This window comes from Pseudomonas abietaniphila (assembly GCF_039697315.1).
GTDB lineage: Bacteria > Pseudomonadota > Gammaproteobacteria > Pseudomonadales > Pseudomonadaceae > Aquipseudomonas > Aquipseudomonas abietaniphila_B.
The window spans coordinates 1,567,660-1,593,389 of sequence record NZ_CP155619.1; the positions used below are offsets into that span (position 1 = coordinate 1,567,660).

At 59.9% G+C, this 25,730-nt stretch carries 30 protein-coding genes and 2 pseudogenes; 15 read left to right on the forward strand and 17 right to left on the reverse strand.

Annotation, left to right across the window (positions count from 1 at the left end; all coding sequences use genetic code 11):
- Positions 1 to 85: 85 nt before the first annotated feature.
- Positions 86 to 724, forward strand: a complete 639-nt coding sequence (locus ABDX87_RS06955; protein ID WP_346832211.1) for a LysE family translocator — start codon at positions 86 to 88, stop codon at positions 722 to 724.
- Between the two features lie 177 nt (positions 725 to 901).
- Here ABDX87_RS06955 and ABDX87_RS06960 read toward each other — a convergent pair whose 3' ends face one another.
- Entirely contained in the window at positions 902 to 1,798 is an 897-nt protein-coding gene (locus tag ABDX87_RS06960) for a LysR substrate-binding domain-containing protein (RefSeq protein WP_346832212.1), read from the reverse strand.
- Positions 1,799 to 1,925: 127 nt separating this feature from the next.
- On the opposite strand from ABDX87_RS06960, the gene ABDX87_RS06965 reads away from it, so the two are divergent.
- Positions 1,926 to 2,357 (forward strand): PACE efflux transporter, encoded by a 432-nt coding sequence (locus ABDX87_RS06965; RefSeq protein ID WP_346832213.1) that lies wholly within the window; start codon positions 1,926 to 1,928, stop codon positions 2,355 to 2,357.
- 127 nt (positions 2,358 to 2,484) lie between these two features.
- On the opposite strand, the gene ABDX87_RS06970 is transcribed toward ABDX87_RS06965, so the two are convergent.
- Together ABDX87_RS06970 and ABDX87_RS06975 are read right to left on the reverse strand one after the other, a co-directional pair.
- Positions 2,485 to 3,645: a PQQ-dependent sugar dehydrogenase gene (locus ABDX87_RS06970; RefSeq protein WP_346832214.1), complete on the reverse strand. Its 1,161-nt coding sequence runs from the start codon at positions 3,643 to 3,645 to the stop codon at positions 2,485 to 2,487.
- A 50-nt stretch (positions 3,646 to 3,695) separates the two neighbouring features.
- A complete protein-coding gene (locus ABDX87_RS06975) occupies positions 3,696 to 4,049 on the reverse strand; it encodes a hypothetical protein (RefSeq protein ID WP_346833450.1) in 354 nt (117 codons plus the stop codon).
- A gap of 211 nt (positions 4,050 to 4,260) precedes the next feature.
- On the opposite strand from ABDX87_RS06975, the gene ABDX87_RS06980 reads away from it, so the two are divergent.
- The 6 genes and pseudogenes from ABDX87_RS06980 to ABDX87_RS29145 all read left to right on the forward strand — a co-directional run.
- A complete protein-coding gene (locus ABDX87_RS06980; protein WP_346832215.1) occupies positions 4,261 to 5,352 on the forward strand; it encodes a DNA alkylation repair protein in 1,092 nt (363 codons plus the stop codon).
- Between the two features lie 99 nt (positions 5,353 to 5,451).
- Positions 5,452 to 6,288, forward strand: a complete 837-nt coding sequence (locus ABDX87_RS06985) for an AraC family transcriptional regulator (RefSeq protein WP_346832216.1) — start codon at positions 5,452 to 5,454, stop codon at positions 6,286 to 6,288.
- A gap of 54 nt (positions 6,289 to 6,342) precedes the next feature.
- Complete coding sequence (locus ABDX87_RS06990; RefSeq protein ID WP_346832217.1) at positions 6,343 to 6,945, forward strand: LysE family translocator; 603 nt, start codon at positions 6,343 to 6,345, stop codon at positions 6,943 to 6,945.
- 280 nt (positions 6,946 to 7,225) lie between these two features.
- Positions 7,226 to 8,227, forward strand: a complete 1,002-nt coding sequence (locus tag ABDX87_RS06995) for a diaminopimelate epimerase (RefSeq protein WP_346832218.1) — start codon at positions 7,226 to 7,228, stop codon at positions 8,225 to 8,227.
- 580 nt (positions 8,228 to 8,807) lie between these two features.
- Positions 8,808 to 9,434 (forward strand): annotated as a pseudogene (locus tag ABDX87_RS29140) (PAS domain-containing protein); the annotation flags it as partial.
- 150 nt (positions 9,435 to 9,584) lie between these two features.
- Positions 9,585 to 10,022 (forward strand): annotated as a pseudogene (locus ABDX87_RS29145) (methyl-accepting chemotaxis protein); the annotation flags it as partial.
- 171 nt (positions 10,023 to 10,193) lie between these two features.
- Here ABDX87_RS29145 and ABDX87_RS07005 read toward each other — a convergent pair.
- The 7 genes from ABDX87_RS07005 to ABDX87_RS07035 all read right to left on the reverse strand — a co-directional run bounded on the left by ABDX87_RS07005 (position 10,194) and on the right by ABDX87_RS07035 (position 16,224).
- Positions 10,194 to 10,631, reverse strand: coding sequence for a nucleoside deaminase (locus ABDX87_RS07005; RefSeq protein WP_346832220.1), 438 nt, complete (start codon positions 10,629 to 10,631; stop codon positions 10,194 to 10,196).
- Positions 10,632 to 10,691: 60 nt separating this feature from the next.
- A complete protein-coding gene (locus ABDX87_RS07010) occupies positions 10,692 to 11,210 on the reverse strand; it encodes a hypothetical protein (protein WP_346832221.1) in 519 nt (172 codons plus the stop codon).
- Positions 11,211 to 11,316: 106 nt separating this feature from the next.
- A complete protein-coding gene (locus ABDX87_RS07015; protein ID WP_346832222.1) occupies positions 11,317 to 11,865 on the reverse strand; it encodes a GNAT family N-acetyltransferase in 549 nt (182 codons plus the stop codon).
- Between the two features lie 943 nt (positions 11,866 to 12,808).
- Positions 12,809 to 13,822 carry an ABC transporter substrate-binding protein gene (locus tag ABDX87_RS07020; protein ID WP_346832223.1) on the reverse strand — a complete coding sequence of 338 codons (1,014 nt, stop codon included), beginning with the start codon at positions 13,820 to 13,822 and terminating at the stop codon, positions 12,809 to 12,811.
- Positions 13,823 to 13,882: 60 nt separating this feature from the next.
- The gene (locus ABDX87_RS07025) at positions 13,883 to 14,392 is read right to left on the reverse strand and encodes a sigma-70 family RNA polymerase sigma factor (protein WP_346832224.1); all 510 of its coding nucleotides are present in this window, start codon (positions 14,390 to 14,392) and stop codon (positions 13,883 to 13,885) included.
- Between the two features lie 98 nt (positions 14,393 to 14,490).
- Positions 14,491 to 15,267 (reverse strand): phosphate/phosphite/phosphonate ABC transporter substrate-binding protein, encoded by a 777-nt coding sequence (locus tag ABDX87_RS07030; protein WP_346832225.1) that lies wholly within the window; start codon positions 15,265 to 15,267, stop codon positions 14,491 to 14,493.
- Between the two features lie 15 nt (positions 15,268 to 15,282).
- On the reverse strand, positions 15,283 to 16,224 hold the full coding sequence (locus ABDX87_RS07035) for a fatty acid desaturase (RefSeq protein ID WP_346832226.1): 942 nt from the start codon (positions 16,222 to 16,224) through the stop codon (positions 15,283 to 15,285).
- Positions 16,225 to 16,343: 119 nt separating this feature from the next.
- Between ABDX87_RS07035 and ABDX87_RS07040 the strand changes: the two genes are divergently transcribed.
- Together ABDX87_RS07040 and ABDX87_RS07045 are read left to right on the forward strand one after the other, a co-directional pair.
- Positions 16,344 to 16,745, forward strand: coding sequence for a GNAT family N-acetyltransferase (locus ABDX87_RS07040; RefSeq protein ID WP_346832227.1), 402 nt, complete (start codon positions 16,344 to 16,346; stop codon positions 16,743 to 16,745).
- A 107-nt stretch (positions 16,746 to 16,852) separates the two neighbouring features.
- Entirely contained in the window at positions 16,853 to 17,683 is an 831-nt protein-coding gene (locus tag ABDX87_RS07045) for a class I SAM-dependent methyltransferase (RefSeq protein WP_346832228.1), read from the forward strand.
- 96 nt (positions 17,684 to 17,779) lie between these two features.
- On the opposite strand, the gene def is transcribed toward ABDX87_RS07045, so the two are convergent.
- The 3 genes from def to ABDX87_RS07060 all read right to left on the reverse strand — a co-directional run bounded on the left by def (position 17,780) and on the right by ABDX87_RS07060 (position 19,863).
- A complete protein-coding gene (def, locus tag ABDX87_RS07050; RefSeq protein ID WP_346832229.1) occupies positions 17,780 to 18,319 on the reverse strand; it encodes a peptide deformylase in 540 nt (179 codons plus the stop codon).
- A gap of 60 nt (positions 18,320 to 18,379) precedes the next feature.
- Complete coding sequence (locus ABDX87_RS07055; protein WP_346832230.1) at positions 18,380 to 19,429, reverse strand: YihY/virulence factor BrkB family protein; 1,050 nt, start codon at positions 19,427 to 19,429, stop codon at positions 18,380 to 18,382.
- A 242-nt stretch (positions 19,430 to 19,671) separates the two neighbouring features.
- Positions 19,672 to 19,863, reverse strand: a complete 192-nt coding sequence (locus ABDX87_RS07060) for a CsbD family protein (protein ID WP_346832231.1) — start codon at positions 19,861 to 19,863, stop codon at positions 19,672 to 19,674.
- 251 nt (positions 19,864 to 20,114) lie between these two features.
- On the opposite strand from ABDX87_RS07060, the gene ABDX87_RS07065 reads away from it, so the two are divergent.
- A complete protein-coding gene (locus tag ABDX87_RS07065; protein WP_074753069.1) occupies positions 20,115 to 20,495 on the forward strand; it encodes a hypothetical protein in 381 nt (126 codons plus the stop codon).
- A 126-nt stretch (positions 20,496 to 20,621) separates the two neighbouring features.
- On the opposite strand, the gene ABDX87_RS07070 is transcribed toward ABDX87_RS07065, so the two are convergent.
- The 3 genes from ABDX87_RS07070 to ABDX87_RS07080 all read right to left on the reverse strand — a co-directional run bounded on the left by ABDX87_RS07070 (position 20,622) and on the right by ABDX87_RS07080 (position 22,280).
- The gene (locus ABDX87_RS07070; protein ID WP_346832232.1) at positions 20,622 to 21,026 is read right to left on the reverse strand and encodes a DUF2177 family protein; all 405 of its coding nucleotides are present in this window, start codon (positions 21,024 to 21,026) and stop codon (positions 20,622 to 20,624) included.
- A gap of 138 nt (positions 21,027 to 21,164) precedes the next feature.
- A complete protein-coding gene (locus ABDX87_RS07075; protein WP_074753071.1) occupies positions 21,165 to 22,001 on the reverse strand; it encodes a CvfB family protein in 837 nt (278 codons plus the stop codon).
- Between the two features lie 12 nt (positions 22,002 to 22,013).
- Positions 22,014 to 22,280, reverse strand: coding sequence for a hypothetical protein (locus ABDX87_RS07080; protein WP_346832233.1), 267 nt, complete (start codon positions 22,278 to 22,280; stop codon positions 22,014 to 22,016).
- 102 nt (positions 22,281 to 22,382) lie between these two features.
- Between ABDX87_RS07080 and ABDX87_RS07085 the strand changes: the two genes are divergently transcribed.
- The 4 genes from ABDX87_RS07085 to ABDX87_RS07100 all read left to right on the forward strand — a co-directional run bounded on the left by ABDX87_RS07085 (position 22,383) and on the right by ABDX87_RS07100 (position 25,080).
- A complete protein-coding gene (locus ABDX87_RS07085) occupies positions 22,383 to 22,562 on the forward strand; it encodes a hypothetical protein (RefSeq protein ID WP_037012170.1) in 180 nt (59 codons plus the stop codon).
- A gap of 190 nt (positions 22,563 to 22,752) precedes the next feature.
- Entirely contained in the window at positions 22,753 to 23,238 is a 486-nt protein-coding gene (locus ABDX87_RS07090; RefSeq protein WP_346832234.1) for a hypothetical protein, read from the forward strand.
- A 162-nt stretch (positions 23,239 to 23,400) separates the two neighbouring features.
- On the forward strand, positions 23,401 to 24,144 hold the full coding sequence (locus ABDX87_RS07095) for a TorF family putative porin (protein WP_346832235.1): 744 nt from the start codon (positions 23,401 to 23,403) through the stop codon (positions 24,142 to 24,144).
- Between the two features lie 63 nt (positions 24,145 to 24,207).
- Entirely contained in the window at positions 24,208 to 25,080 is an 873-nt protein-coding gene (locus ABDX87_RS07100) for a DUF6279 family lipoprotein (RefSeq protein ID WP_346832236.1), read from the forward strand.
- A 226-nt stretch (positions 25,081 to 25,306) separates the two neighbouring features.
- Here ABDX87_RS07100 and ABDX87_RS07105 read toward each other — a convergent pair whose 3' ends face one another.
- Positions 25,307 to 25,717 (reverse strand): transcriptional regulator, encoded by a 411-nt coding sequence (locus tag ABDX87_RS07105; protein WP_346832237.1) that lies wholly within the window; start codon positions 25,715 to 25,717, stop codon positions 25,307 to 25,309.
- Between the last annotated feature and the right edge of the window lie 13 nt (positions 25,718 to 25,730).

Below are 25,730 nucleotides of genomic sequence, written 5' to 3' on the forward strand. Positions count from 1 at the left end.
CGGGAAACATCTCGCGTCTTGCCCCTCGAAAAACAGGTGGCGGCTCATCTACACTCCAGCGCTCACCCTTTCAGGAAGTCTTCCGATGACGCCCTCGCTGCTCATGGCCGTGCTCGCTTCAGGATTTATCTACGCCATTTCCCCGGGTCCCGGCGTGCTGGCGGTGTTCGGCATCGGTGCGTCGAAGGGACGCCGGGCTGGCGCCGCGTTTCTTTGTGGGCATCTGTTGGGGGATGTGATCTGGTGCAGCACGGCGCTGGCCGCGATCATTGGCGCCAGGGTGATCGGCACCACGGCGTTCGACGTGCTCGGCATCATCAGCGGGGTGTTTCTGTTCTGGCTCGGCTGGCGCGCCATTCGTGCCAAGCGCAGCAGTGAAGACGAGCCGAAAGCGCCAGGCCGTCATCCGTTCTGGCACGGGATCATGTTCGGCCTGACCAACCCGAAAGCCTACCCGGTGGCGGTCGCCACCTTTACCGCCCTGCTCTCCAGCCGCGCCGACATGCTCAACTGGTCGATGCTGCCGCTGTTGATTCTGGTCAGCACCCTGGGCGGGATCGCGGCCTACGGCATCATCATCGGCGTCGTCGGCGCTCGACACGTACGCACGGTGTATCAACGCCACGAGCTGACGATCACCCGCCTGTGTGGCGTGATGTTCATCGGCTTTGCGATCAACGCATTGATGCACGCAGTGCCGAGCCTGCTGCCGCGCAAGCCCTGATAAGCAGCCAGCAGGAGCCGATGCGCCTGAGGCTGGCGTCAACTCAAGGCGCGCTGCAGCATTCTGTGGGAGCGAATTCATTCGCGAGACGTCCGTACGGTCGACACAGCACCTTCGCCTGAACGATTTTTCGCGAATGAATTCGCTCCCACAGTGCGGCATCAACCCATCAGGCCGTCAAACCATCCGGGTGGCAGCAGCCTCTGCGGTGATCCAGGCCAGGAAGGCTTTTACCGGTTCCTGGCGCTCGCGTCCCGGCACGCAAGCGGCCACATAGCGCGGTCCTGGCAGGCTGATGTCCGGTCGACACGCCACCAGCTCTCCGCGCTTCACACTGTCTGCCACCAATACGTTGCTCGCCAGCACCAGCCCCTGCCCGGCCACCGCTGCGCTCAGTGCGTAATGCTCATCGTCGAACGCTCGCAAGCGCGCTGTTTCCAGCCAATGCTCACACCCCGCTGCGGCGCACCAGGTATTCCAACTGATCGCAAACGCACCGGGAATCTGCCATTGCAAGTCGATCAGCTCGACGTGCGCACCATCGATGGCGTCGATCCGTTCGGGCGCGGCGTACACGGCAAACCGCTCGTTCATCAGGTCTTGATGAAACAGATTCGGATCGTCGCGACTGACCGTGCGAATGGCCAGGTCGATGCTGGAATCCCTCAGCAGATCGACCAGCTCGTTACGCGTGTCGACACGGACGTTGAATTGAGGATATGCCCGATAAAAACCACCCAACCGGGGAATCAGCCAGGCGGCCGCCAAGCCCGGTGTGGTCGAGAGCGTGAGGGTGTGCGAGGCCGTGTCAGGACAGAAGCTTTCCAGGCTGCGGCGGATGTCCAGCAGCGCACGATGGGCTTGCCGATAAAGCTGTTCGCCCTCCTCCGTCAGCATCACGCCCTGACCGGATCGCTCGAACAACAGGGCGCCCAACCAGGCCTCAAGCGTCTTCACCTGATGAGAAATGGCCGCGGGGGTCACGGAGAGTTCTTCGGCGGCGGTTTTGAAACTGCCCAGCCGGGCGGCAGCCTCGAAGGTGCGCAATGCGTTGAGTGGAAGGTTGGAGAACACCAGAAGCTCCCTGCTTGAACCGACCTGCATGAATTGAATTGACGCGGGGTCAATTTATCTCATTTTTCGGGGCGGTAAGCTGCGGATAACGTGAGCGGCATTCCCGTCCAAACCCACGGAGCACGTCATGCAAGGCCCCGCACGCAAACTGGTTCAAGCCGTCCTGTACGAAGCCATCGCGATCGCGGTGCTGTCACCGGCGATCTCACTGATCTACGAGGCAGGGCTCGCGCACGCGGGCGCGCTGTCGTTGATGCTCTCGGCCAGCGCCTTGATCTGGAACATGCTCTACAACACCGCTTTCGAGTACTGGGAATCCCGACAAACGCAGCGCACGCGCACGTTCGGCCGGCGACTGCTGCATTCCTTTGGCTTCGAAGGTGGACTGGTCGTGCTGCTGGTGCCGCTCGTGGCGTGGTGGCTGGACATCTCGTGGTGGGCCGCGCTGGTCACCGACCTCGGGTTGTTTGTATTTTTCTTCTTCTACGCACTGGTGTTTCAGTGGGCGTTTGATCGGGTGTTCGATGTGCCGGTGTCGGCAAGGGCGTGCGATGCGTGATCGCCCTGCCGACCTGTAGGAGCGCGCTTGCCCGCGAAGACTTGTGTACATCCGACATCAATGTGTGAACCCTTTGGTTGTCTTCGCGGGCAAGCGCGCGCCTACACAGGCACTGCGCGCTGCGGACTTACTGCGCCAACCCGACCTTCAGCAATTTGCCATTGTCCTCGTCGGTGAGCACGTACAGGTAACCGTCGGGCCCCTGGCGTACATCGCGGATGCGCGATTTCAGTTCGCCCAACAGGCGCTCTTCATGCACCACCTTGTCGTCTTTAAGCTCCAGGCGGATCAACACCTGAGCCGACAGCGCGCCGATGAACACGCTGTGATCCCACGGCTTGAAGCGGTCAGCGCTGTAGAACGCCATGCCGCTGATGGCCGGAGATTTCTCCCAGACGTGGAAAGGATTCTTCACCCCGTCGACGATCTTGCCTTTGGATTCGGAAATCGGCTGGCCGCTGTAGTCGATGCCGAAGGTTGAGATCGGCCAGCCGTAATTCGCGCCCCGTTCGATGATGTTGATTTCGTCGCCACCCATGGGTCCGTGTTCGTTGGTCCACAGGGTCCCGGTCCACGGGTTGAGCGCCGCGCCCTGCTGGTTGCGATGGCCGTAGCTCCAGATTTCCGGGCGCACGTTTTTCTGACCGACGAAGGGGTTGTCCTTGGGCACCGTGCCGTCGGGGTACAGGCGCACGACTTTGCCTTGCAGCTTGTCCAGGTCCTGCGCGGTCGGGCGATTGTTGTTTTCACCGAGCGCAATGAACATGTAGCCATCACGATCAAAGACGATGCGCGAACCGAAGTGATTGCCCACCGACAATTTCGGCTGCTGCTGGAAGATCCGTGTAAAGCCTTCCAGTCGCGTCATGTCATCCGACAGCCGCCCACGCCCCGCAGCGGTCCCACCGGTTTTGCCGTCGCTGCCGACTTCGGCGTACGTCAGGTACACCATGCGGTCCTTGGCAAAGTCCGGCGACAACTCGACATCCAGTAAACCACCCTGCCCTTGCACCCAGACCTGAGGCACGCCAGAGATCGGTGCCGACAGCTTGCCATCAGCGGTCACGCGCCGCAGGTTGCCGGTGCGTTCGGTCACGAGCATGCCTTTGTTGTCTGGCAAGAACGCCACGGCCCAAGGGTGCTGCAGACCGCCGACCACCTCGTCCACGGTCAGCGTCCCTTCCTCACTTTGATAAGTAGCGGCGAGGGTCTGGAGCGACAGGCTGAGCAATGCCGAGGCACACAGGCTGGCGAGCAGGGTTTTGCGGATCGTCGGTTTATGCAACATAGGCGGTTCCTTTTGGCGGGAAAGTGGACTCTGGCTGTCGTGTTGCCGGTTCAGTTGCTGCGGCGTTCGGTGCCGCTTGAAGGTCGCGAAGCGGGTTGTCGTGAAGGGTAGCCGTTACCGATGCCGCCGTTTTCCAGCGTGGGCGGACGTTGCTGGGTCGGCCCAAGGTAGGGCCCGCGCATTGTGGGCGAGATGGATTCGGTGCCTTGGCGGCTGTTGGGATTGGCCCGGCGAATGGCGCCATTGTCACTGTTGTTGTTCGAGCGGTTGGGGTAGCTGGCAGAGGCCAGCAACTGAGGTGAAAGCGAGGCGGGTGAACGCGCGCTGTCATCGGCCTGCGCTGCGTTGAGACTGAGCACGCCGCAGAACGAGACAAGCGCGAAGTGTCGCAGAAAACTGTTCATCATTTACCTTCTGAAGAATGGGTAACGATTCCGGTCTTTGATGGCGATCAGGCGCGTAGGTTCGCGCTGTGACGGTGGATGAGCAACGTGTAGGACGATTCGCTTTGTAACAAGAATAGTCGAGCAGCCATCCGGTAAAGCACCTGCCCCGCGCATATCTGGCGAGCGATTGTGTACTCTGCGTGCACTCACTTTTTGTCAGAGCGCCTTCATGTCCGATTCCCCCGCCCTCAAGGAAATCTTCAACCGCGACCGCTTGCAGCACATCGCCGATGAAACGTGGGCGGTGTACCCGGCGTTTGATCGCAACGGGTTCATGGCGAGGGCGTCGCAGGGCCTGGACGGGCTGTCGGTGATGCAACGCCTGAACCGGGTCAGCCAGAGCCTGCATACAGGCTTGCCTGAGGACTACGCCGTAGCACTGGAGATTCTGTACGCACTGGCGCCGCGACTGAACAGCGCGTTCGTCAGCATGATTCTGCCGGAGTACGTTGCGCTCTACGGCCAGGACGACTTTGCGCGGTCCATGGATGCATTAAAATTCTTCACCTCGTTTGGCTCATCGGAGTTTGCCGTCCGGCATTTTCTGCGCAAGGACTTTGCGCGGGCCATCGAGGTGATGCACGGCTGGTCGCTGGACGACAATCCGCATGTTCGGCGGCTGGCCAGCGAAGGCTGTCGGCCGCGATTGCCATGGTCGTTCCGGCTGGAGAACCTGATGGTCGATCCGACGCCGGTGCTCGACATCCTCGATAACCTCAAGGCCGATGACAGCCTCTACGTGCGCAAATCGGTGGCGAACCATTTCAACGACATCACCAAGGACAATCCCGAGTGGGTGCTCGACCAACTGGAGGGCTGGTCGCTGGACAACCCCAACAGCGCATGGATTGCCCGCCATGCCTTGCGCTCGCTGATCAAGCAAGGCGATGTCCGGGCCCTGACGTTGATGGGCGCTGGCCAGAAAGCGCAGGTCACGCTGGAGCACCTCAAGGTGACGCCCGACGTCATCCGTCTGGGCGATCGGATCAACCTGTCGTTCACGCTGAAGTCGACGTCCGACAAGGCGCAACGCCTGATCGTCGATTACGCGATTCATTACGTGAAGAAATCCGGCGGCACCTCCGCGAAGGTGTTCAAACTCAAGACGTTTGAGCTCGGTGCCGGTCAGTCGGTCAACATCAGTCGAGAGCAACAGGTGCGCAACTTCACCACGCGCGTGCATTACGCCGGTCGCCATGAGGTCGATGTGTTGATCAACGGCGAATGCCTGGGACGCAGCGGGTTTGATTTGAAAGCGTGAATCGACGCTGGTCGGTTGCTGCACAAATCTTCCAGACCCGGCGTTACGCTGCACGATAACGTACGTCAGACAGACGCAGCGCTCATCGCGAGGAACCCCATGCCCGAACGCCACTGGATCGATCTCAAGCAGGACGCGACGTCCGGCATCGAGACGATGCGCGCGCATTTCGAGGGGCATGCGTACGATCCCCACTGGCATGACACTTATCTGGTGGGCATCACCGAGCAAGGCCTGCAGCAGTTCAACTGCCGTCGACAGCAACACAACAGCACGCCCGGTAAGGTGTTTCTGCTCGAACCGGGCGATATCCATGACGGCAACGCCCCGCAAGCCGGCGGCTTTACCTACCGCACGCTGTACCTGGACCCGCACTGGCTGGAACGTGAACTGCACGCTCAGTTCGAGAAAGCGCCGGACAACGCGCAACTGGGTTTCGCCGCGACCCTGGCGGATGACAGCCGACTGGCCGTTGCCACCGCTAACGCTTTCGAGGCCATGCACAACGACGAACTGCGCATCGTCCGCCAGACCGCGTTGGACAACCTGCTGTCAAACCTTACCCGCCACCTGCACTGGCGCGCCCTGATCAGCCCCGATCCGCGCTTGCCGCTGGTGGCGCAGCGCGCACGGGATTACCTGCACAGTCATCTGCATCAGGACATCGGTCTGGACGATCTGGCGGCTGTGACCGGCGTGGACCGTTTTCGCCTGAGTCGAGCGTTCAAGGCAGCGTTCGGTCTGGCCCCGCACGCCTATCTGATCCAGTTGCGCCTGGCCCGCGCCCGGCGTCTACTGGCCCGCGGCGAACTGCCCGTCACGGTCGCGGCCGCGCTGGGGTTTGCCGATCAGAGCCACCTCGGTCGCTGGTTCCAGCGCGCCTACCGCATGACCCCTGCCGACTACCGCAGACGCTGCTCAATTCTTCCAGACTGACACCCGCCCGCGCCGCGATCATCTCTGCATCTTCACTGCCTGCAGAGTCGTCCCATGCACACCTTCCTGCCGTTCCTGTTGTTCGCTTTCGTTGCTTCCATCACGCCCGGCCCGACCAACATTCTGGTGCTGACCAACAGCTCGCGGCATGGCCTGCTGCGCACCGCGCCGATTGTGTTGGGCGCCTGTGGCGGGGCGGCGTTGCTGGTGCTGATGGTGGGGACCGGGCTGGGCGATGTGCTGGCGCGTCATGTGCACATCCAGACAGTCATGTCGTGGATCGGCATCGCCTGGCTGACTTGGCTCGCGTGGCAGATCTTCACGGCGCCGGCCGAGGCAGTCGATCCTTCTCAGGCGAACAGCGGCCCACGCCTGGGCCTCTGGGGCGCGGCCAGCCTGCAACTGGTCAACCCGAAAACCTGGATGATGGCGCTGGCGGTGGTCAGCGTGTTCGCCGGCACCGACGCCGACCGACTGTTACGCGTGGCATGGTTGTCGCTGATGTTCTTCCTGGTGTCGATCCCGTGCATGAGCGCCTGGGCGTACCTGGGTGTCAGCGCCGCCAAGTTTTGCCGCTCGGCACAGAGCATGAAACGGTTCAATCAGGCCATGGCGGTGCTGTTACTGGTGTCGGCTTGGTTGACGTTGGTGGTGTGAGGACGCTGACTCCCACACGGTCCAGATTGACGCGGAGCGTCAGTGGCTGCGTTACCACGCGGAGCGTGGGAACGATCAATAACGGCTGGCTGAATATTAAACCTGTGGGAGTCAGCTTGCTGACGAAGGCGGTGTGTCATCCAACAGTGATGTACCTGACCCGGCGCTTTCGTCAGCAAGCTAACTCCCACAGGTCCGAGGCTGCCCGAAGAGATGTGTTCAACCCTGGGTGCAAAGCCTGATTTAATGCCGGTTTTCCCCTGCTGCCCCGGACCCCGCCATGGCCCCCTTCTACGATGCACGCGGCAATATCTACGCCGTCATTTCTCCTGATGCACTGCGCACATTGGGCATCGACGTCCCCGAATCCGCCGCCGACGCCGCGCTGACCCGGCAAGCATGGACCGCCAACGCCGTCGCGGTTATTTGCGACTGGCCCAAAGGCCAACGCCCTGCGGGCAGCAAAGCGCATCGCTCGGACGGCTTGCTGGTTGGGCCGTTTCAGGACGTCGCTCCATTCGACGTGCTCATCGTCAACACTGACGGCACCCTCGCCGAACGCAGCGGCAACGGCCTGACCATCTTCGCCCAGTCGCTGACCGACGCTCGCCGCCCGCTGAGTGAAGAAGGCTTCACCCTGAGGGTTCATCACGACAACGACGACTCGGCCAGCCCGGTGCCGACCCAGGTCCTCCCGGCTATGATCGACGGTGTTTCAGGGTTCTGGCTGGACATCGGCACACCGGGTTTCGGCGCGGCAGCAGTCGGCGCGAAGGGATCGGGTGTGAGCGACACCACGCTCGATCAGCGCCCGGTCAATCGGGTGGAGCGTCTCGGCCGATTGCATCCCGACTGGCAGACCAGCGTGTTTGTCCGGGTCGGTAATCCACACTGTGTGACGCTGGTCGGCAACGCGGCTTCGCTCCCGGACTTTGAACAACTGCACGAGCAGCCGCTGAACGACGCTTTGACCCGAATCGCATTTGCCGCCGGGGCCTTGGGCGAAGGCGATCCCTGCCCCGCTGGCATCAACCTGCAGTGGGCGGCGAAAGCAGCACCGAACCGCATTCTGGCCCGTGTCTTCGAACGTGGCGAAGGGCCTACGGCGTCTTCCGGCACCAGCGCCAGCGCGGTCGCCTCCGCTGCATGGCTGAGCGGGTGGGTTCAGGCAGGTCTGGTGGAAGTGGTCATGCCCGGCGGAACGGCGCCGGTACGCCTGATCGAACAGGACGGCCGATTGCAGCAGGTTCAGCTGTTTGGCACCGCACACCTTCAACACTGAAGTGCGCGAGACTGACATTTCGGGCCATAGCGCTGTCTTCGTCACAGACAGCGCGTGTCGTTTTTGGTGTTTTGCGAACACCCACGCAATTGAGTGTGAAATTGCCACTACCGAGATTGCATCTGTCCCGCCCTTGTCTATGATCTGATCATTCGCCGCCACTCAACCCTGTGAGTGCGCGCTGCGTGAGTCATCGACAACGGACGTCAGGCGCCCACTATGGATTTCCCCGCACACCTCGCAACGTTGCGACCTTCTATCGATTCGATGACCATCAGACGATCGGTGTCCTCGTTGTCGAAGCACCTTTCCCCGCTCTGCCACGCGCCTTTCAGCCTTCTGAATGCCTGCACGCCGTCAACAGATGTCATACCGCCATGACTCAAGCTTGCGCTTGAAAGGTCGATCCTCGTAACAGCCCATCAAGGAAGACGGTCACTTTGACCGCGTTTGCAATCAGTGAGGTAGGTGGCAGATGTTCAATTCACACCGCAAAGCCGTCGAAGCCGAATTACAGGTCTCAACCGCCGCCCTGTGCCAGTCGAAGGCCAAGCTCGCGGCCATCAGTCGTTCAATGGCGATGATCGAGTTCTCGCCCGACGGCATCATCCTCGATGCCAACGAAAAGTTCTGCCTCGCCATGGGCTACCAGCCCGGCGAACTGGTGGGCAAGCATCACCGGATCTTCTGTGAAAAAGCCTTCTGCGACAGCGACGCCTACGGCAAGTTGTGGCGCGACCTGGCCCGCGGGGAACCGCTGTGCGGGACATTCATGCGCCTGGATAAATCCGGTCGTGAGATCTGGCTGGAAGCGAGTTACATGCCAGTGTTCGACAACGACGGCAAAGTGCAGAGCGTGATCAAGGTCGCTGCCGACATCACCACTCGCTCGCAGAAGGATCATGAAAACAAGAGCATGATCGATGCGATCAGTCGCTCCATGGCAATGATCGAATTCAGCCCCGACGGCCGGATCGTCACGGCCAATGAGAACTTCCTGAAGACCATGCATTACTCGCTCAGCGAAGTCGTCGGTCAGCACCACAGCCTGTTCTGTACGCGGGCTGAAGTGGAATCGCCCTCCTACAAGGCCTTCTGGGCATCGCTCAACCGCGGCGAATATCACTCCCATCGCTTCGAAAGGGTCAACAAGCTGGGCGAGACGGTTTACCTCGAAGCCACCTATAACCCGTTGTTCGATGCCAAAGGCCGCTTGTACAAAGTGGTGAAGTTCGCCAGCGACATCACCGAGCAAGTCACTGTGCAGCGTTGTGCCGCGACCACCGCGCACGACACGTCAGTGCGCACCGACGCCTGCGCACAGAAGGGCTCCAGTGTGGTGCAGCAAACGGTGGAGGTGATCGAGCAGATCTCGGTCGATTTGAACGAAGCGGCCCGCAGCATCGATGCCGTGAACAAACAGTCGGAAATCATTGCGACCATTGTGCAGACCATTCGCGGGATCGCCGACCAGACCAACCTGCTGGCGCTCAACGCAGCCATCGAGGCCGCGCGTGCAGGAGAACATGGACGCGGATTCGCGGTGGTTGCCGACGAAGTGCGCGGCCTGGCAGCGCGAACCAGCAAGGCCACGGTCGAAATCGTCGATGTGGTCAGGCAGAACAATGAACTGGCGAAAAGTGCGGTGTCGAGCATGCAGTCCAGCCTGAGCCGAACCGGCACCGGGGTCGAACTGGCCAACGAAGCCGGGGAAGTGATTCTGGAGATTCAGCAAGGCTCACGGCATGTGGTAGACGCGATCAGCCAGTTCAACTCGACGTTGCGGATTGATTGAGTGGTTATTGAGCTCTGATCTGATCGTTCCCACGCTCCGCGTGGTAACGCAGCGACTGACGCTCTGCGTCTGTGTGGACGCGGAGCGTCCTGGCAGGCATTCCCACGCGGAGCGTGGGAACGATCACGCAACGGATGCAGCATGCCAAGGCAACGAAAAACGGGGATAAACCTACTCCCCGATGTCCTCATTCCACAGCTCGGGCTTGTCGGCAATGAACTGCTTCATCAGGCCGATGCAGGTCGCGTTGTGCACCACGTCCACCTGCACACCCCGTGAGCGCAAAAGTTCTTCCTCGCCCATGAACGTCTCGTTTTCGCCGACGATGATCTTGCGAATGCCGTACAGCAGGATGGCACCGCTGCACATCGCGCAGGGTGAAAGCGTGGTGTACAGCGTGGCTTCGCGGTAGAGCTTCGCAGGCTGGCGGCCCGCGTTCTCGAAGGCGTCCATTTCACCGTGCTTGATCGCACTGCCTTCCTGAACCCGACGGTTATGTCCGCGGCCGATGATCTTGCCGTCGTGCACGATCACCGAACCGATGGGAATCCCGCCCTCGGCCAATCCCTTCTGCGCCTCTTCAATGGCGGCCTGCATGAATGGGTCCATGGTCTCTCCTTCCCCGTTTGATTCACAAAATTCAGCCCCGAATCCACGGGGCATGCGGCGCTAAGGCTTGGCTTTTTTCAGCGCATTGTCCAGCGCCGTGGACACATAGACCTTGAGCAGTTCGCTGGAACGGCCCTTCATGTCCATGCCGACATCACGTTGTTTGCTGCGGAATTTGTTGGCGATGTCCTGCGGGGGATCACCGACGTTGAGCGCAGTGAGTTCTTCAGGTGTGAAAGACGCTGCATAGGCCGCCGCCAGGTTGCGGTCCCACTCTTGCTGATACTGAGGCTGCAAATACTGCAGCTCGTCCTGAACGATTTCCTGGGCCTTGGTGCGCCCGACCGCCTCGACGATGGTGGTGAACGTCACGGTGCGCGACGCGACCTGATAGCCCAGCCAGCCCAGGCTCTCGCCCAGATGCCGGTCCTGCACGAACGCCAGCGCGCTCGGTGGAACCGGCGGAACGGGAGCGGCTTCGGCGGCCAGTACAAAACCGGGCGCTTCGAGCAGCAGGCCGAACAACAGCCCCGCTGCCACATTCAACATCATCAACGCAGTCGATCTGCTATATCCCATGTCCTCTCCCCGGCGACTTTATCTGTGTGATCAACTCATTGACTGCGGGTGACGCTAGCAGTTGAGCAACGGTTTGCCACTCGGCGAGGCGCACAACCCGCGGCGCTCAACCTTGCGCGGAAGACCGCGATGACCATTGCTGCGCGTTCATGCGGTAGATCCTGACGCCCTGTCGGTGGTACTGACTGTGGATGTAACCGCTGAATCCCAGCTTCTGGATGACCTTGACCGATGCGACGTTGGCGGGCTGGACAATGGCAATCAGCGAATCGATCCCCACGGTGTCGAAACCATGGGCCAGCGCTCCCCGTGCCGCTTCGGTGCCCAGTCCCTTGCCCCAGAACCCTGACGCCAGCCGGTAGCCGATTTCGATTTCATCGGCGTCGTCCACGCGTTCTGCATTGAGACCGCAGAATCCGGCCAAGGTTGATGTCGACTTGTCCACCACGCCCCACGGCCCGAAACCGTGCTGGCGATAGGAAAGCCGACACCACTCGATGAACTCACGCGTCGCCTGTTCGGACAACACGCCGCGCACCGAGTGACGCATGACCTCCGCGTCACCCAGAATCTGCGCCAGGACCGATGTGTCATCAGGCGTAAGTTCGCGAAGGATCAGACGTTCGGTGTTAATGGAGGGGATGGGCGTGTTCATGATGGCGGGTCTCACGGTTGATCGAATGACCAGCCATGAGCATGGCGCAAGCCAAGGCGAGTCGCCAGTTTAAAGGTTCACTCTGGTCCTGCCCCCTCACACTGAACCTGTGGGAGCTGCCGGAGGTTACGACGGTGGCGAATGCGGTGGGACAGGTACATCGTCGCTGACCGACATACCTCATTCGCTGCCCTCGTAACCTCGGACGTCTCCTACACGTATGGCGTCGCACATACCCTGTGGGAGCTGCCGGAGGTTACGACGGTGGCGAATGCGGTGGGACAGGTACATCGTCGCTGGACCGACATACCTCATTCGCTGCCCTCGTAACCTCGGACGTCTCCTACACGTATGGCCTCGCACGTACCCTGTGATGGCGTCGCACATACCCTGTGGGAGCTGCCGGGGGTTACGACGGTGGCGAATGCGGTGGGACAGGTACATCGTCGCTGACCGACATACCTCATTCGCTGCCCTCGTAACCTCGGACGTCTCCTACACGTATGGCGTCGCACGTACCCTGTGATGGCGTCGCACATACCCTGTGGGAGCTGCCGGAGGTTACGACGGTGGCGAATGCGGTGGGACAGGTACATCGTCGCTGACCGACACACCTCATTCGCTGCCCTCGTAACCTCGGACGTCTCCTACACGTATGGCGTCGCACATACCCTGTGGGAGCTGCCGGAGGTTACGACAGTGGCGAATGCGGTGGGACAGGTACATCGTCGCTGGACCGACATACCTCATTCGCTGCCCTCGTAACCTCGGACGTCTCCTACACGTATGGCGTCGCACGTACCCTGTGATGGCGTCGCGCATACCCTGTGGGAGCTGCCGGAGGTTACGACGGTGGCGAGTGCTTTGTGCCTGACACAGCGCTTTCGCAAACTGCGTAACCTCCCACCGGCCTCACAAAAGCCGAGGGCGGACTGAAAACCGATTACAGCCCAGCCGTCACCTTCTTGGCCACCTCGGCCGGGACCCAAGCGGTCCAGATTTCCGGGTGATCTTTCAAGAAGCTCTTCGCCACGGCAGAGGGTTCCAGGCGCTTCTCGCTCATTTCACCCAGGGTCTTGTTCAACTGATCGATCGGCAGGTCCACTCTCTGGAAGAAGCTCACCAGATCCGGGTACTGCTTGTGAAACGGTTCCGACACACCGATCGCCAGATGCGCAGCCAGTGAGCTGGAGCCGATCGGGTTGGGGTTGCTGGCGTCAGCCAATGTTTTCCAGGCCGCTTCGTTGAACGGCGGCTCTTCCAGCTTGATCAGTTTGAAGCGACCGAGCAGCGGAGTCGGCGACCAATAGTAGAACAACACCGGCTTGCCACGGCGGATGGACGAAGCGATCTCGGCGTCCAGTGCCGCGCCCGAGCCTGTACGGAAGTTCACGTAACTGTCGTTGAGCTTGTAGGCCTTGAGTTTCTGCGTGTTGACGATTTCCGAAGTCCAGCCGCTCGGGCTGTTCAGGAAACGGCCTTTGTCCGGCGATTCAGGGTCCTTGAACACGTCCTTGTATTTGGGCAGGTCGGACACCGATTTCAGGTCCGGCGCCAACGGCTTGATGCCTTTCTCCGGGTCGCCCTTGACCACGAATTCCGGCACCCACCAACCCTCGGTCGCGCCTTTGACGATGTCCCCAAGGCCATAGACCTTGCCTTCTGCTTCGGCCTTGACCCACGCCGGGCTGCGTCCGGCCCACTCTTCACCGATGACCTGAATGTCATTCTTGGCCAGCGCGGCTTCAAGGCTCACGGTGCTGCCGGGCAGTTTGTCGGTCGGGTAACCGTAGCCCTTCTCGACGATGGTGCGCAGGATTTCGGTGATCAGGCTGCCGCTTTCCCACGTGATGTCGCCAAAGAGGATCGGCGCGGTTTTTTCCGCACTGTGGGCTGAACCGGACAGCACGGACAATGCCAGCAGCGAAGCGCCGAGCAGGTGTTTGATCGAGGTCATTGTGGTCTCTCGTGGCTCAAGAATAGAAAAGGCTCAGTTGGGTTTAGCACAGCACACGCTTCATTCCAGACAAGCGCGCAGGCAACAGGTTTCAGCTTTATCGATGTAGTCACTGACCGAGCGCGCTGAAATGCCCAGGCGCTGCGAAATCTCAGGGTAGGTCATGCCGCTGCCGCGGGAGAGCACGAAGCTCGTCTTGACCTTGGCGGGCAGGCGATTGAGTCGGCGGTCCAGACGATCAAGAAGTTGCAGCGCGGCCGTCAGGCTTTCAGGCGACGGGGCGTGATCACCTTCCTCCCGCGTCAGCGTATCGACGTAATGTCGCTCCAGATCACGCCGGCGCCAGCGTTCGTAAATCAGCCGCTTGGCGATGGTAGTGAGCAAAGCACGAGGCTGCCGAATGGGAACGACATTGGGTGAAGCCAGCAGCTGAAGGAAGGTTTCGGACGCGATGTCTTCGACGCACTCTCGCGAATCCAGGTGACGGCGCAAGCGGTCGCATAGCCAGACGTAATGAAGCTGAAAAAGCTCGCTGAGGTATTGGCGATGGGAGACGTCGGCACCGGACATGAGGGCTTCCCTTGGCGTGGATTATTGTTCTGTCCGGCAGTCCGGTGGCGCCATGCTAACAAGGGCTTTTATGCATTAATAATATTTAAAAGCGATTCCTATAGATCGAAATTGAATACATGAGCTTCGCGCTCGTACTGCAGCAGCACCTCGTAATCCGCCTCGCTTGCAGGTTTTACCTCATCAATCGCCAGTACTTGGGCAACGTCTGGCAGGTCTTTCAGGGCCTGATTCAGTGCCTGGCGGATCGCCGCGCCATCGGCCCCGATCCGCGTGATGTAAGGCAGGCACGGACCCGGTGCGGTACGGCCGATGACCTTGATACCTGCCACCTCATCGCTGGCATCGCGCGCCAGATAATCGTAGGTGACACTGTCGATCGCTGCGAGGTCGCCTCTTCCCGCCTTGATCTCGGCCAGGCTGTTGCGGTGTCCGCCGGTCAACGACACCTGGGCGAAGAACCGCCCGTCCTGTTGAAGTGGCGCCAAGGCGTGACGGAACAGGTTCATGCCGGAGTTTGAATCGCGGGAATTGAGCAGGCCGTGACTGCCGCGAAAGTCTTCAAGCTGCTGACGAGGGTCGTCGGAACGCGCCACCAGCAAGCTGCAATGGTTGCCGCCAGCGCTGTTGGGCAATCGATAGACCGGCCGACCGATCACCTGCACCTGTCCGCGCAAGGCGGTCATTAGCGGGTAACCGCACGTTTGCGTAATCAGCAATGACGGAGACAGCCACAGTTGCTTGAGGTCGAGTCCTTGCGCCTTCACACGCTCCGCCGACAGCAACGCCAGGACACGCGTCAGCCACGCCTCTTGGGCGGACTCTACCCGTGGCGGCGCGACGTACATCCGTAATTCGGCGAAACCCTGAGACATGTTCGAGCACCGGCACTAGGCATGAGGATGTTGAGGACTGTCGATCGGACAAAAGCTGTAACGCCGAAACAGTTCAGCATACCCAGGCACCAGAAAACCACCGCTGCGTGCCAGCCATTGTTCACGCCGTGCGCGATAAACGGCCGGGATGTGATACCAGGCCAATCCCGGCAGATCGTGGTGCACCAGATGCAAATTCAGATTGAGAAACAGCCAGCGCCACGGCCACGACGCCTCGTTGATCACCGTGCGTTGCTCCGGATGTGCGCTGGGGCGATGCTCGTAGTACGAACGCACCATCGAGATCGCGAGCGCAGGCACCGTAATCAGCAAGAGGTAATGCAGGCTCGACAACACGCTGCAGCGTTCGATGAAGGCAAACATCAGGATCAGGAAAAACCCGTGGGTGGACCACATCATCCAGGCCTGACGGTCGCCATTAAAAAGCCGTCGAGACTCTCCGCTGATCAGGCTGCCGAGCGCCAACGGCACGCCGAACACCAGACGCCCCGGCGGGGTCTTGTCGAGCCAGCGCAGCACGCGCATCACAGGCCCCGTCCGCTGCCATTTCAATTGGCTGAGGTAGCGGCTTTCCGGATCGAGGCCGGGCACGGTCAGGTCTTCATCCCGGTGATGTTGCATGTGCGTGTCGCGGTACAGCGTGTAGGGATACCAGACCGCGAAGGGTGCGTAGCCCAGCAGCTTGTTCAACCACAAGTGGCGAGTGGGATGCCCATGAAGCAGCTCGTGTTGCAGCGACATCCACAACACCGTCAGCGGAATCATCAACGCCGTGGTGGGCCAGACGCCGAGCCGAGGGCTCAGCAGCAACAGCGTTGGCCAGGCCATGTACACCCCGATCAGCAACGTCCACGTCGGCCATTCCGTGCGGCCGGTAAACCGTGCGCGCAGACGGACGATGTCTTCGCGCTGTGCGTCGTCGAGGTAGTGAGGCATTGCGGGTTCCTGCGTGCTGGCTGATACCCCTCTGTGCAACGACGCAGGAAAATCTTGTAGATCGATTGGTTATGACGGTAGAACGTAAGTCCGAATGCCCAGCCCGAACCCGGTCCGTCATGCAGTGTTACCCCGTCCCCGATCTTCAACGTCCGTTGGTGGACAAGTTCTACCGCGCGCACCGCTCGTCCATGCGTGGCAAGGGCGAGGCAACGCTGTGGGTCGCGAAGGACGACGAAATCGTGGGCGCGCTGAACCTGACGCCCTTGGCCGGTGGACACTGGTTGACGGGCGTGTTCGTGGCGCCGTCCCGGCGCAGAGAAGGCGTCGCCGGGCGCTTGATCGAGGCGGCACTTGGCGAGGTGGAAGGTCCGGTCTGGTTATTCTGTGACCCTGAGCTGACCGGGTTTTACCAGCGCCTCGGGTTTGTCGCCACCGAGCAACTGCCGAACGAACTGGCGGCTCGACTGACGCGCTATCGGCAGACCAAAACGTTGATCGCGTTGGTCCATCAGCGCTGATTCGGCTTAGATCCGTTTGCGCACTCGACCAAACCAAATGTGTGATCCGCGCCAGAATACCGCGTGCTAGCCTCGCCCATCACCTTTTGCCATTGAACGGGATGCACATGAAACCGACGCTTTTGGCTTGCTCGCTGGTTGCCGTGTTCGGATCGACACTGGCCGCTGCCGCCCCCCCCGCTGCCTCCTCCAATATCAGTCACGAACAGTTCGCCACGGTGCTCAAGGGTGAATGGCGCGTGCCGCAGAATGTCGCGCGCGATCAGTACCGTCATCCGGAACAGACCCTGCAATTCTTTGGCTTGCGCGACGACCAGACCGTCATCGAAATCACCCCCGGCAATGGCTGGTACAGCGAACTGCTGGCACCCTTGCTCAAGGACAACGGCCATTACGTCGCCGCGATTGTTGACCCTTCCGTCAGTGACTATGCGAAGAAATCTGCCGACAACCTCAAGCAGAAATACGCGGCCGACCCCGCTCATTACGGCAAGATCGAGGTGGTGGCGTACGCGCCCAAGGCGCCCGTGTTCGGCAAGCCGGAATCCGCAGACACTGTGCTGACCTTTCGCAACGTGCACAACTGGGTGGACGCCGGCAACGAGGCCGCGACCTTCAAGGCGTTTTATGACGTGCTGAAGCCGGGCGGCACACTGGGTGTGGTCGATCACCGGGCCAAGCCGGGCACGACCGCCAAGGACAACGAAAAGAACGGCTACCTGCCTACCGATTACGTGGTGAAACTCGCCCAGGCAGCGGGCTTCACACTGGCGGGCGAAAGCGAGGTTAACGCCAACCCCAAAGACACCAAGGATTACCCCGACGGGGTCTGGACCTTGCCGCCGGCATTGGTCAAGGGCGAGCAGGACAAGGCCAAGTACCTGGCGATCGGCGAGTCGGACCGGATGACCCTGCGGTTCATCAAGCCCGCGAAGTAGCGGCGCTGATTGGGAGCAGTGTCAGACTCAGCGCACGTGCTGAATTAGCTGCCCACCCCATCGCGAGTCACCACGCCCCAGACACAAGCGCCCTGCTCAGTCGTCGGCATTCGGGTCCATGTCGGGGAACAGCACTTCGGTGAAACCGAAGCGGCTGAAATCGGTAATGCGTGACGGGTACAGACGGCCGATCAAGTGATCGCATTCGTGTTGAACCACACGCGCATGGAAACCCCGGGCGATGCGCTGAATGGCCTTGCCGTCCGGGTCAAACCCTTCGTAGCGAATGTGCTCGTAACGCTCCACCACGCCGCGCAGGCCAGGGACCGACAGACAACCTTCCCAGCCCTCTTCGAGGGTCGGTTCAAGCGGCGTGATCAGTGGGTTAAGAAGGATCGTCTGAGGCACGGGCTCCGCCTCTGGATAACGCTCACTGCGCTCGAAACCGAAAATCACCAGTTGCAGGTCGACGCCGATCTGCGGCGCTGCCAACCCGACGCCGCCGACACTGCGCATGGTTTCGAACATGTCGTCGATCAGGGTTTTCAGCTCATCGGAGCCGAACATCGATTTCGGCACCGGCGGCGCGACGCGCAGCAGGCGCTCGTCACCCATCTTGAGAATTTCACGGATCATGGAAGGACCTTTTGAAAGGGCGGATGCGCCGGACAGACGCGCATCCTGCCACAGTATCGATCAGGTTTTGTCGGTCTTGAGTCGATGCAAATGCGGGTCGTAATCGTGGTCGTGGCTGTGATCGCCTTGATCACTGTGGTGGTCGATGTAGTCCCGGCTGTGGTCGCGCCCCAAGCCTGACACATGCTTTTTCTGACCCGCTGGCACCTCGGTGCCAGGCTCGGCGTCGACACCGCCGTCACCCGCGACTTTCTCGCCTTTGGCCTTGCCCTCTTGAGACAGGTGTTCGATCACCGCATTCATTTCCGCGCCCAACAGCAACACGGATGCGGAAATGTAGAAATACAGCAGCAGCACGATGATCGCACCAATGCTGCCGTACATCGCGTCGTAGTTGGCGAAGGTTTTGACGTACCAGGCGAATGCCAGCGACGCGATGATCCAGACCACCACGGCGAGCACCGAGCCCGGCGTGATAAAGCGGAATTCCTGTTCAACATCGGGCATGACGTAATACATCATCGCCACCGAAACCATCAGCAGCAGGATAATCACCGGCCAGCGCAGGATGGTCCACAAGGTCACGATGAAATCTTCCATGCCGATCTGCGCCGCCAGCCAGCCCATCACCTGAGGGCCCAGGACCATGAGCGCCGCCGCCGCCAGCAACATGCCAGCAAAGGCGATCGTGTACAGCACGGACAGGGGAAGACGCTTCCACACCGGACGCTCTTCAACCACGTCGTACGCGGCGTTCATCGCACTCATCATCAGGCGCACACCGGCCGACGCACTCCATAAGGCGATGACAATACCGATCGACAGCAAGCCGCCCTTGGATTGCTGCAACTGGTCAATCACCGGGTTGACCTGATCAAGCGCCTGCGGCGGCAGCACCAGCTCGGACTGCAAACGCAGCCAGCTGAAGAAGTCAGGGAGGTGAAGGAAACCGATCAGGGCGATCAGGAACAGCAAAAAAGGAAACAGCGAGAACAGCGTCTGATAAGCCAACGCCGAGGCGTACGTTGACATCTCGTCGTCGAGAAACTCTTTGACCGTTCTGACCAACACCGTTCTGAAACGTAGCTGGCGCAAATCCGGGAATATCATGGCGTCTCCTTTCGCGACGTAGACGTATCTGAAGCACATTTACCTATACGAGCGGGCAAACGCTTTGAAATTCCGTGTGCCCGCCACACCGGGCCGCTTTTTACATTGAGTTAAGCACTTTTGTCATGGCCGGCAGGTTTCTGAACACCATTGGCCGGACAGAATAACGGCCATCAATTGATGGCCGTTAGGGGTCACGCTGAGTGCGCTGGAGGCGTCTAACGCCTCAAACGCGCAGGCCATCAGGCCTTGTCGACGCCTTTTTTCACAGCATCTTTGGTCTTGCCGACTGCTTGCTGTGCTTCGCCTTTGAGCTCTTGTGCCTTGCCTTCAGCGCGCAGTTTGTCGTTGTCAGTCACTTTGCCGACACCTTGCTTGACGTTGCCCGCTGCTTCGTTGGCCATGCCTTTGATTTTATCGCCAGTGCTGCTCATAAGAATTCTCCAGGGTAATAATCGGTGTCATAACCTCGACGTAGAGATTGACTGGCGGCTGTTCACGAGAGTTTCAAATATTTTTCGAGTGGTGAGGGTGCAGGTGTAACGGCGCTTTTCATCGCACCGCAGCGTCCCACGGACAGTTTTGCCTTTATGTTTGCCCGACAACCTCGGAGAATGCGCGGCCGAGCCGGACGGTGCCTATCATGCACGCACGGGTTCTACAGATTCAGATCCACAGGAACGCTATGAAAATCGACAAGCAGCAAGCCATTGCTCGCCGTAATGAGCAACTGGGTGGCGCGGTACTGGGCACCAACAATACCCACTTCGCCGTTCTGGACCCCAAGCGCAACATCTGGTGGTTCGACCTGCCGGTGAGCCGCCTCGCGGTGGGCCAGTATGAGTGGCTGCACCTGCTGCTGCACACGCCGAGCACGGACGAATTGATTCACCTGAAGGTGACCACCAAATTCCTGCGCGAACAGAAAGACGGTGTGGTCATTCGCAACGAAGGAAAACGCAAATCGACGGTCAGCCTGGAGCTGTCGGCCGACAAGGACTCGTACCTCAAGGACATGCGGCCGAACGGCGCGAACCTGAGTTTTGCGGCGTTCGTGCAAAAATAATCACGTTTGCCAAGGCACGCCTTGATCCGGTAGGAGCGCGCTTGCCCGCGAATCGGATGGGTCTGCACCCGATTCGGCGGATGACACAACGCCATCGCGAGCAAGCTCGCTCCCACAGTGGATCTTCTAACGCGTGAGCTTGCGGGCAGCCAGATACCCCACCGCCCCCGCCACACCCGATGCAAACGTCCCCCACGCCCAGTCCACCAGCGCCAGTTGCGACGGCCAGCCCTGCAAGGTCGCCCAGTTGGTGAGGTCGTAGGTGCCGTAAGCCATCACCCCCAACAGCGCGCTGTAGCCTGCCGCATGCCGCAGGCTTGCTCGCCCGACACCCGGCAATACGCCAATCAGCACGATGCCGACGATGTAGATCAGGTAGAACAGTACCGCCGGCAAGATGACCGGTCGCGCCAGCATCAGAGGCCCGAGCCACTCGCGGTAGGTCGGCCCCATCAGGACACCCAACCAAAGACCGTCGAGCACCAGAAACGCAAGAAGCGTCGGCAGATAAGCGCTGAGAAATCGTTTCATGAAAAAAGCCCCGAAGTCCGCATGGTCGCGCACCGGAAGGCACGCTCAAGGCTGTGACCCTGCGTCATCGCCGATAGCTGCAAAAAGCATTGCACTTTTTGCTCGGCGATGACGCTGGCTCAGGTCAAATCAGGTCGGTCAGACCAACTCGATGCGGTCGGCATGAATCACGATCTGCCCCTGCTTGTACAACGCGCCGATAGCCTTTTTGAAGTTGCCCTTACTGACGCCGAACAGGTTGCTGATCACGGCCGGGTCGCTCTTGTCGCTCACCGGCAATACGCCGTTGTTCTCACGCAACTTGCCGAGGATCTTGGCGTTAAGGCTGCTGGACAGTTGTTCGCCCACCGGCTGCAGGCTCAGGCTGATGTTGCCGTCGCTGCGCACTTCCTTGATGAAGCCCTTTTCCTGTTTGCCCGAACGCAGGAACTTGAACACTTCGTTCTTGTGGATCAGGCCCCAATGCTTGTTGTTGATGATGGCCTTGAAGCCCATCGCGGTTTCTTCCGCCACCAACAAGTCCACTTCCTGACCGACCGTGTAGTTGGCCGGCACCTTGTCCAGGTAGCGGTCCAGGCGCGTGGTCGCGGTGATGCGGCGGGTGTGCTTGTCGAGATAGACATGCACCACGCAGTAGTCACCGGCCTTCAGCGGACGCTTTTCTTCGGAGTAAGGCAGCAGCAAATCCTTCGGCAAACCCCAGTCGAGGAAGATGCCGATACTGTTGACCTCAACCACTTTAAGACTGGCAAACTCACCCACCTGAACTTTCGGTTTTTCAGTGGTGGCAATTAACTTGTCGTCGCTGTCCAGATAAATAAAGACATTGAGCCAGTCTTCATCTTCGCTGGGAATATCCTTGGGAATATAACGATTGGGCAGCAATATTTCGCCGTCCTGCGCCCCGTCCAGATATAAACCGAAGTTAGTATGTTTCACCACTTGCAAACTGTTGTAACGCCCGACTAAAGCCATGTCCAGATACCCTCATTGCGTGGGCGGCATTCTACCCGAGTTTGCGGTCCGGTTGCCGCTCGCGCACATACCGTTTTCGAGCGCCGTCTGGATGCCTTGAAAATCAAGGCGTTGATGACCGCTGCCCCCTTCGGCACCGCTGCCCGAAAATCCATTCGTCAGATGATCCACGGCGTATGCAGAGATAATTTTACGCAATTCCGGTGATCGAAGGCGCAGGCGTTGGCAATTAAAACAGGCAGTTAGCCGGTATTTTCGCGAAATGATTTGCGTCTTCACGATAAATCGGTCTATGGTCCGCACCGATATTTACCAAGCAATTCTCCTCACATTCCGATAAGATGGCCGGCCGTATTAATTTTATATAGGTCAATAGCAGCCATGCGTGTAAAAGCATCCAACTCGAAAGCCAAGCCAGCTCCTGCCGTTGAGACCAGCGATTCGATCAACGCACAAATTGCTGCTTTCCTGAAATCCGGTGGCGAGATTCAACAGATCGCCAAAGGCGTCAGCGGCCAGACCTTCGGCCCGTCGAAACAGATCTCCCTCGGTAAAAAGTAAATCTTTCCCCGCCTGCGCGGTCGACATCCAGGCGCTTTGATCACAAAGCGCCAGGTCCATCGCTCCCTCGCTCCATCAAAGCTCTGCTTTACTGTCTGCTGATAGCTCACTCGTCCCAGTCTCGTGCTGGCGTGTCGACAGATCAGACAGGACGATGCCCTGATCACTGGACGTCTTTGCGGAAACCGATATGAAAAAATGGATGTTCTTCGGCGCCTTGCTTTGCCTTGGCCTGGGCGGTTGTGCAACACACGGGTGTGACACGTCGGCGCCAGGCAGCCCATGCCGGGCGGACTATCTGCTTTATCAGAACGACATGCTTCAGGCCAAGCTGCTGATCAATGAGCGGCGTGAAGAGAACTACGAGCTGGCCAGTGCCCTGCTCAAACGCGCAGCGAAGCAAGACACCACCGGAGAGGCCGAATTTTATCAGGCGGTGCTGCTGATTCGCCTGGGCGCCGATGAACATCAGGTCAACGACATGCTGAAGGAATCGGCGGATCGCAAGTACCCGCTGGCCATCGCCCTGCTTGCGGAACGCACCGCCACGCGGGATCAGGAAAAAGCGTTGGTCTACCGGTCGCAGTACGACGAACTGGACGTTGCCAAGAGCGGCTATCCCTCTTTTGCGCAGGCGCTGGTCGTGGTCAACAAGCTGGTCGCCCGCAACAAGTGATCGCAAGGTTCACATTTTCTGTGATGAATCGACCAGCGGTCGATTCATCGTCGCATTCGCCGGTATGCTTGCGAGGCTCTAGCTCGCGGTTCCTATCCGGCCCTCACGCCTGAGGATATGACACCTTCGATCCACTCCTCTGAAACTTGAAAGGAGTGAAGCATGCCTTATGCTCGCTGTTTTTCGCGTTGTACCGGCGCCGTGTTTGTCTGCGCCGTGGCGGTGTACCAGCCCGCCCATGCTCAAGTGATAGAGCGCGAACTGGGCGACTTCAGCCTCAAGCTCGGCACGACGCCCAGCCGCACGATGGCCCAAGGGCTGGTGACGCCTGGCAATGGTGACTCGGCCTTCCACGGCGGACTGGACCTGACCCACGAAAGCGGTTTCTACTTCGGCCAGTGGTCGCCCAGTGCCGGTCTTTCAGCCGACACCCCCCTTGAAGTCGATTCCTACATGGGCTTCAAAAAGCCCTTCGACAAGACATTGGGCTATGAACTCGGGGTCATTCGCTACACCTACCCCAACACCGATCAGATCGACAGCCACGAGCTGTACGCAGGCTTCCGCATCTTCGACAGCCGCATCGGCACTGCGGTGAGTACTGACGCGGGCCGCCAGGACAGCACGCTGTTTCTCGACCTGGGTGGCCTGCCGTATCTGGGCCTGGATGTACGCATGCAATACGGCAATCACCAGCTCGACTCGCCGGCAATCATTGACGGCGGTGGCGCCATCAGCGCCTACAACGATTGGTCGTTCAACATCTCGCGCCCCTGGCTCGGCATGGACATGAACCTGATGTACAGCGGCTCCAGCCTCACTGGCGCCGATTGCAGCGCCTACAGTGGACATAACAGCCAGTGCGAAAGCGCCGTAACACTCAAAGTCGTGCGCTCGTTTTTCTGATGGGCTGAACTGGCATGGCGTGACTTGCTCTATAACTGGGAGACGAACCGGCAAGGAGCTGTCATGCGCATCGTGTTAAGGACCTGCATTTCACTGTGGCTTGGATTGCTGTTGATCACCGGCTGCAGCCAGATGGGTCTCACGTACCGGCACCTGGACCTGATCATTCCGTGGTCGCTCAACGACTACCTCGACCTGGACTCCACGCAGAAGGACTGGCTCAACGAACGTCTCAAAGAGCACCTGAACTGGCACTGCAGCACGCAGATTCCCGACTACCTGACGTGGCTCGATCGTTTGCAGGGCATGGTTGAAACTGATCAGGTCAACGAGGCGCAGCTCAAAGCGCGCACGGCCGAAGCACGGCAGGCCATCGCCACCATCTCCCGGGAAATCACCCCGTCCGCCGTCGAATTGCTGCGCCAGCTGGATGACCAGCAAGTGGCCGAGATGGAAGCGGCATTCGCCAAAGACATGCGCAAACATGAATCCGATTTCGTCGATCAACCGCTGGATAAACAGGTTCGTGATCGCGCCCAACGCATGGAGAAACGCCTGAATCCGTGGATTGGCAAACTGAGTCCGACCCAGAAAGACCGGGTGATGCAATGGTCGACCTCGCTGGGCGAGCAGAATCGCTTGTGGATCGACAACCGCGCGCACTGGCAGTCGCTGCTGGTCAGCGCCGTCAAACAACGGCAGGCGCCGGACTTCGATCAGAAAATCGCCAAGCTGCTGCAGGACCGTGAGACCTTCTGGACGCCGGAGTACCGTCAGGCTTACGACCATACCGAGCAGGCGGCGATTTCACTCATTACCGATCTGGTGGCGGAGAATTCTGCGGAACAGCGTCAGAAGCTGCTGGAGAAGATTGCCGACGTTCGACAGGACTTCACGAACCTGAGCTGCCTGAAAGGGGTCAAGAAAGCGCAATAGACGCGGGAAGAGACGCACACACTCGTGAGAAACGCCTTTGCCAGCAAGCCGGCCCCTACAGGTTTTAAAGTAGCCACCATTGCGTGCGTCCACCTGATCGCTGCACAAGACGCCCGAGTTTACGAGGGCAGCGAATGCAATATCTCATTCAACATTGAACTCGCAGCCCCATCGCATTCTTCAGCAAGCCGACGCCTACAGCAAAAGGCGCAACCGCAGGCTCTAATCACGCCACTTGCGCTTTGGAGGACACCTCGTCGAACGTGGCGGGATCCAGCGCATCGGCTTGTTCATCCAGCACCTGGCGCGGGTGATCGTTGCCTGGAATGCTGCTGTCGATCATCGCCAGCAAGCTTGAGCCGCGAGGGGTCAGCACGAAGTTCTCGCCGTTGCCGCCCTCCTCTTCCGGCCTCGACTCAATGAATCCGCGCTTGAACAATAACGCTTCAAGGTCCGCAGCCTCCATTTTCAAGGTGTCCAGATTGCCCGTGCTTTCGCCCTCGGCCGCTTTCGCAGCCGCGTGTTCTTCAGCGTATTTGCGCGGAACGAAGGGTTTATCGGCGCTGTTCTGGACTTCATGCAACAGGCGCTCGATCAAGTCCCAGTCATAGCGTGTGTTGTCGGATTCAGCAGACATATTCCAACCTCCA

Excerpts from the sequence above, each read along its gene's own strand:
- ABDX87_RS07065 (WP_074753069.1), top strand. The coding sequence starts at position 20,115 with ATGAAAATCGACAAGCAGCAAGCCATTGCTCGCCGTAATGAGCAACTG.
- ABDX87_RS06980 (WP_346832215.1), top strand. The coding sequence starts at position 4,261 with ATGTCCGATTCCCCCGCCCTCAAGGAAATCTTCAACCGCGACCGCTTG.
- ABDX87_RS07015 (WP_346832222.1), bottom strand. The coding sequence starts at position 11,865 with ATGAACACGCCCATCCCCTCCATTAACACCGAACGTCTGATCCTTCGC.
- ABDX87_RS06955 (WP_346832211.1), top strand. The coding sequence starts at position 86 with ATGACGCCCTCGCTGCTCATGGCCGTGCTCGCTTCAGGATTTATCTAC.
- def (WP_346832229.1), bottom strand. The coding sequence starts at position 18,319 with ATGATCCGTGAAATTCTCAAGATGGGTGACGAGCGCCTGCTGCGCGTC.
- ABDX87_RS06990 (WP_346832217.1), top strand. The coding sequence starts at position 6,343 with ATGCACACCTTCCTGCCGTTCCTGTTGTTCGCTTTCGTTGCTTCCATC.
- ABDX87_RS07005 (WP_346832220.1), bottom strand. The coding sequence starts at position 10,631 with ATGGACCCATTCATGCAGGCCGCCATTGAAGAGGCGCAGAAGGGATTG.
- ABDX87_RS07045 (WP_346832228.1), top strand. The coding sequence starts at position 16,853 with ATGAAACCGACGCTTTTGGCTTGCTCGCTGGTTGCCGTGTTCGGATCG.
- ABDX87_RS07105 (WP_346832237.1), bottom strand. The coding sequence starts at position 25,717 with ATGTCTGCTGAATCCGACAACACACGCTATGACTGGGACTTGATCGAG.
- ABDX87_RS07100 (WP_346832236.1), top strand. The coding sequence starts at position 24,208 with ATGCGCATCGTGTTAAGGACCTGCATTTCACTGTGGCTTGGATTGCTG.
- ABDX87_RS07060 (WP_346832231.1), bottom strand. The coding sequence starts at position 19,863 with ATGAGCAGCACTGGCGATAAAATCAAAGGCATGGCCAACGAAGCAGCG.
- ABDX87_RS06985 (WP_346832216.1), top strand. The coding sequence starts at position 5,452 with ATGCCCGAACGCCACTGGATCGATCTCAAGCAGGACGCGACGTCCGGC.
- ABDX87_RS06995 (WP_346832218.1), top strand. The coding sequence starts at position 7,226 with ATGGCCCCCTTCTACGATGCACGCGGCAATATCTACGCCGTCATTTCT.
- ABDX87_RS07025 (WP_346832224.1), bottom strand. The coding sequence starts at position 14,392 with ATGTCCGGTGCCGACGTCTCCCATCGCCAATACCTCAGCGAGCTTTTT.
- ABDX87_RS07055 (WP_346832230.1), bottom strand. The coding sequence starts at position 19,429 with ATGATATTCCCGGATTTGCGCCAGCTACGTTTCAGAACGGTGTTGGTC.
- ABDX87_RS07040 (WP_346832227.1), top strand. The coding sequence starts at position 16,344 with ATGCAGTGTTACCCCGTCCCCGATCTTCAACGTCCGTTGGTGGACAAG.
- ABDX87_RS06970 (WP_346832214.1), bottom strand. The coding sequence starts at position 3,645 with ATGTTGCATAAACCGACGATCCGCAAAACCCTGCTCGCCAGCCTGTGT.
- ABDX87_RS06965 (WP_346832213.1), top strand. The coding sequence starts at position 1,926 with ATGCAAGGCCCCGCACGCAAACTGGTTCAAGCCGTCCTGTACGAAGCC.
- ABDX87_RS07010 (WP_346832221.1), bottom strand. The coding sequence starts at position 11,210 with ATGGGATATAGCAGATCGACTGCGTTGATGATGTTGAATGTGGCAGCG.
- ABDX87_RS07030 (WP_346832225.1), bottom strand. The coding sequence starts at position 15,267 with ATGTCTCAGGGTTTCGCCGAATTACGGATGTACGTCGCGCCGCCACGG.
- ABDX87_RS07085 (WP_037012170.1), top strand. The coding sequence starts at position 22,383 with ATGCGTGTAAAAGCATCCAACTCGAAAGCCAAGCCAGCTCCTGCCGTT.
- ABDX87_RS07035 (WP_346832226.1), bottom strand. The coding sequence starts at position 16,224 with ATGCCTCACTACCTCGACGACGCACAGCGCGAAGACATCGTCCGTCTG.
- ABDX87_RS07075 (WP_074753071.1), bottom strand. The coding sequence starts at position 22,001 with ATGGCTTTAGTCGGGCGTTACAACAGTTTGCAAGTGGTGAAACATACT.
- ABDX87_RS07095 (WP_346832235.1), top strand. The coding sequence starts at position 23,401 with ATGCCTTATGCTCGCTGTTTTTCGCGTTGTACCGGCGCCGTGTTTGTC.
- ABDX87_RS07020 (WP_346832223.1), bottom strand. The coding sequence starts at position 13,822 with ATGACCTCGATCAAACACCTGCTCGGCGCTTCGCTGCTGGCATTGTCC.
- ABDX87_RS07070 (WP_346832232.1), bottom strand. The coding sequence starts at position 21,026 with ATGAAACGATTTCTCAGCGCTTATCTGCCGACGCTTCTTGCGTTTCTG.
- ABDX87_RS07090 (WP_346832234.1), top strand. The coding sequence starts at position 22,753 with ATGAAAAAATGGATGTTCTTCGGCGCCTTGCTTTGCCTTGGCCTGGGC.
- ABDX87_RS06975 (WP_346833450.1), bottom strand. The coding sequence starts at position 4,049 with ATGAACAGTTTTCTGCGACACTTCGCGCTTGTCTCGTTCTGCGGCGTG.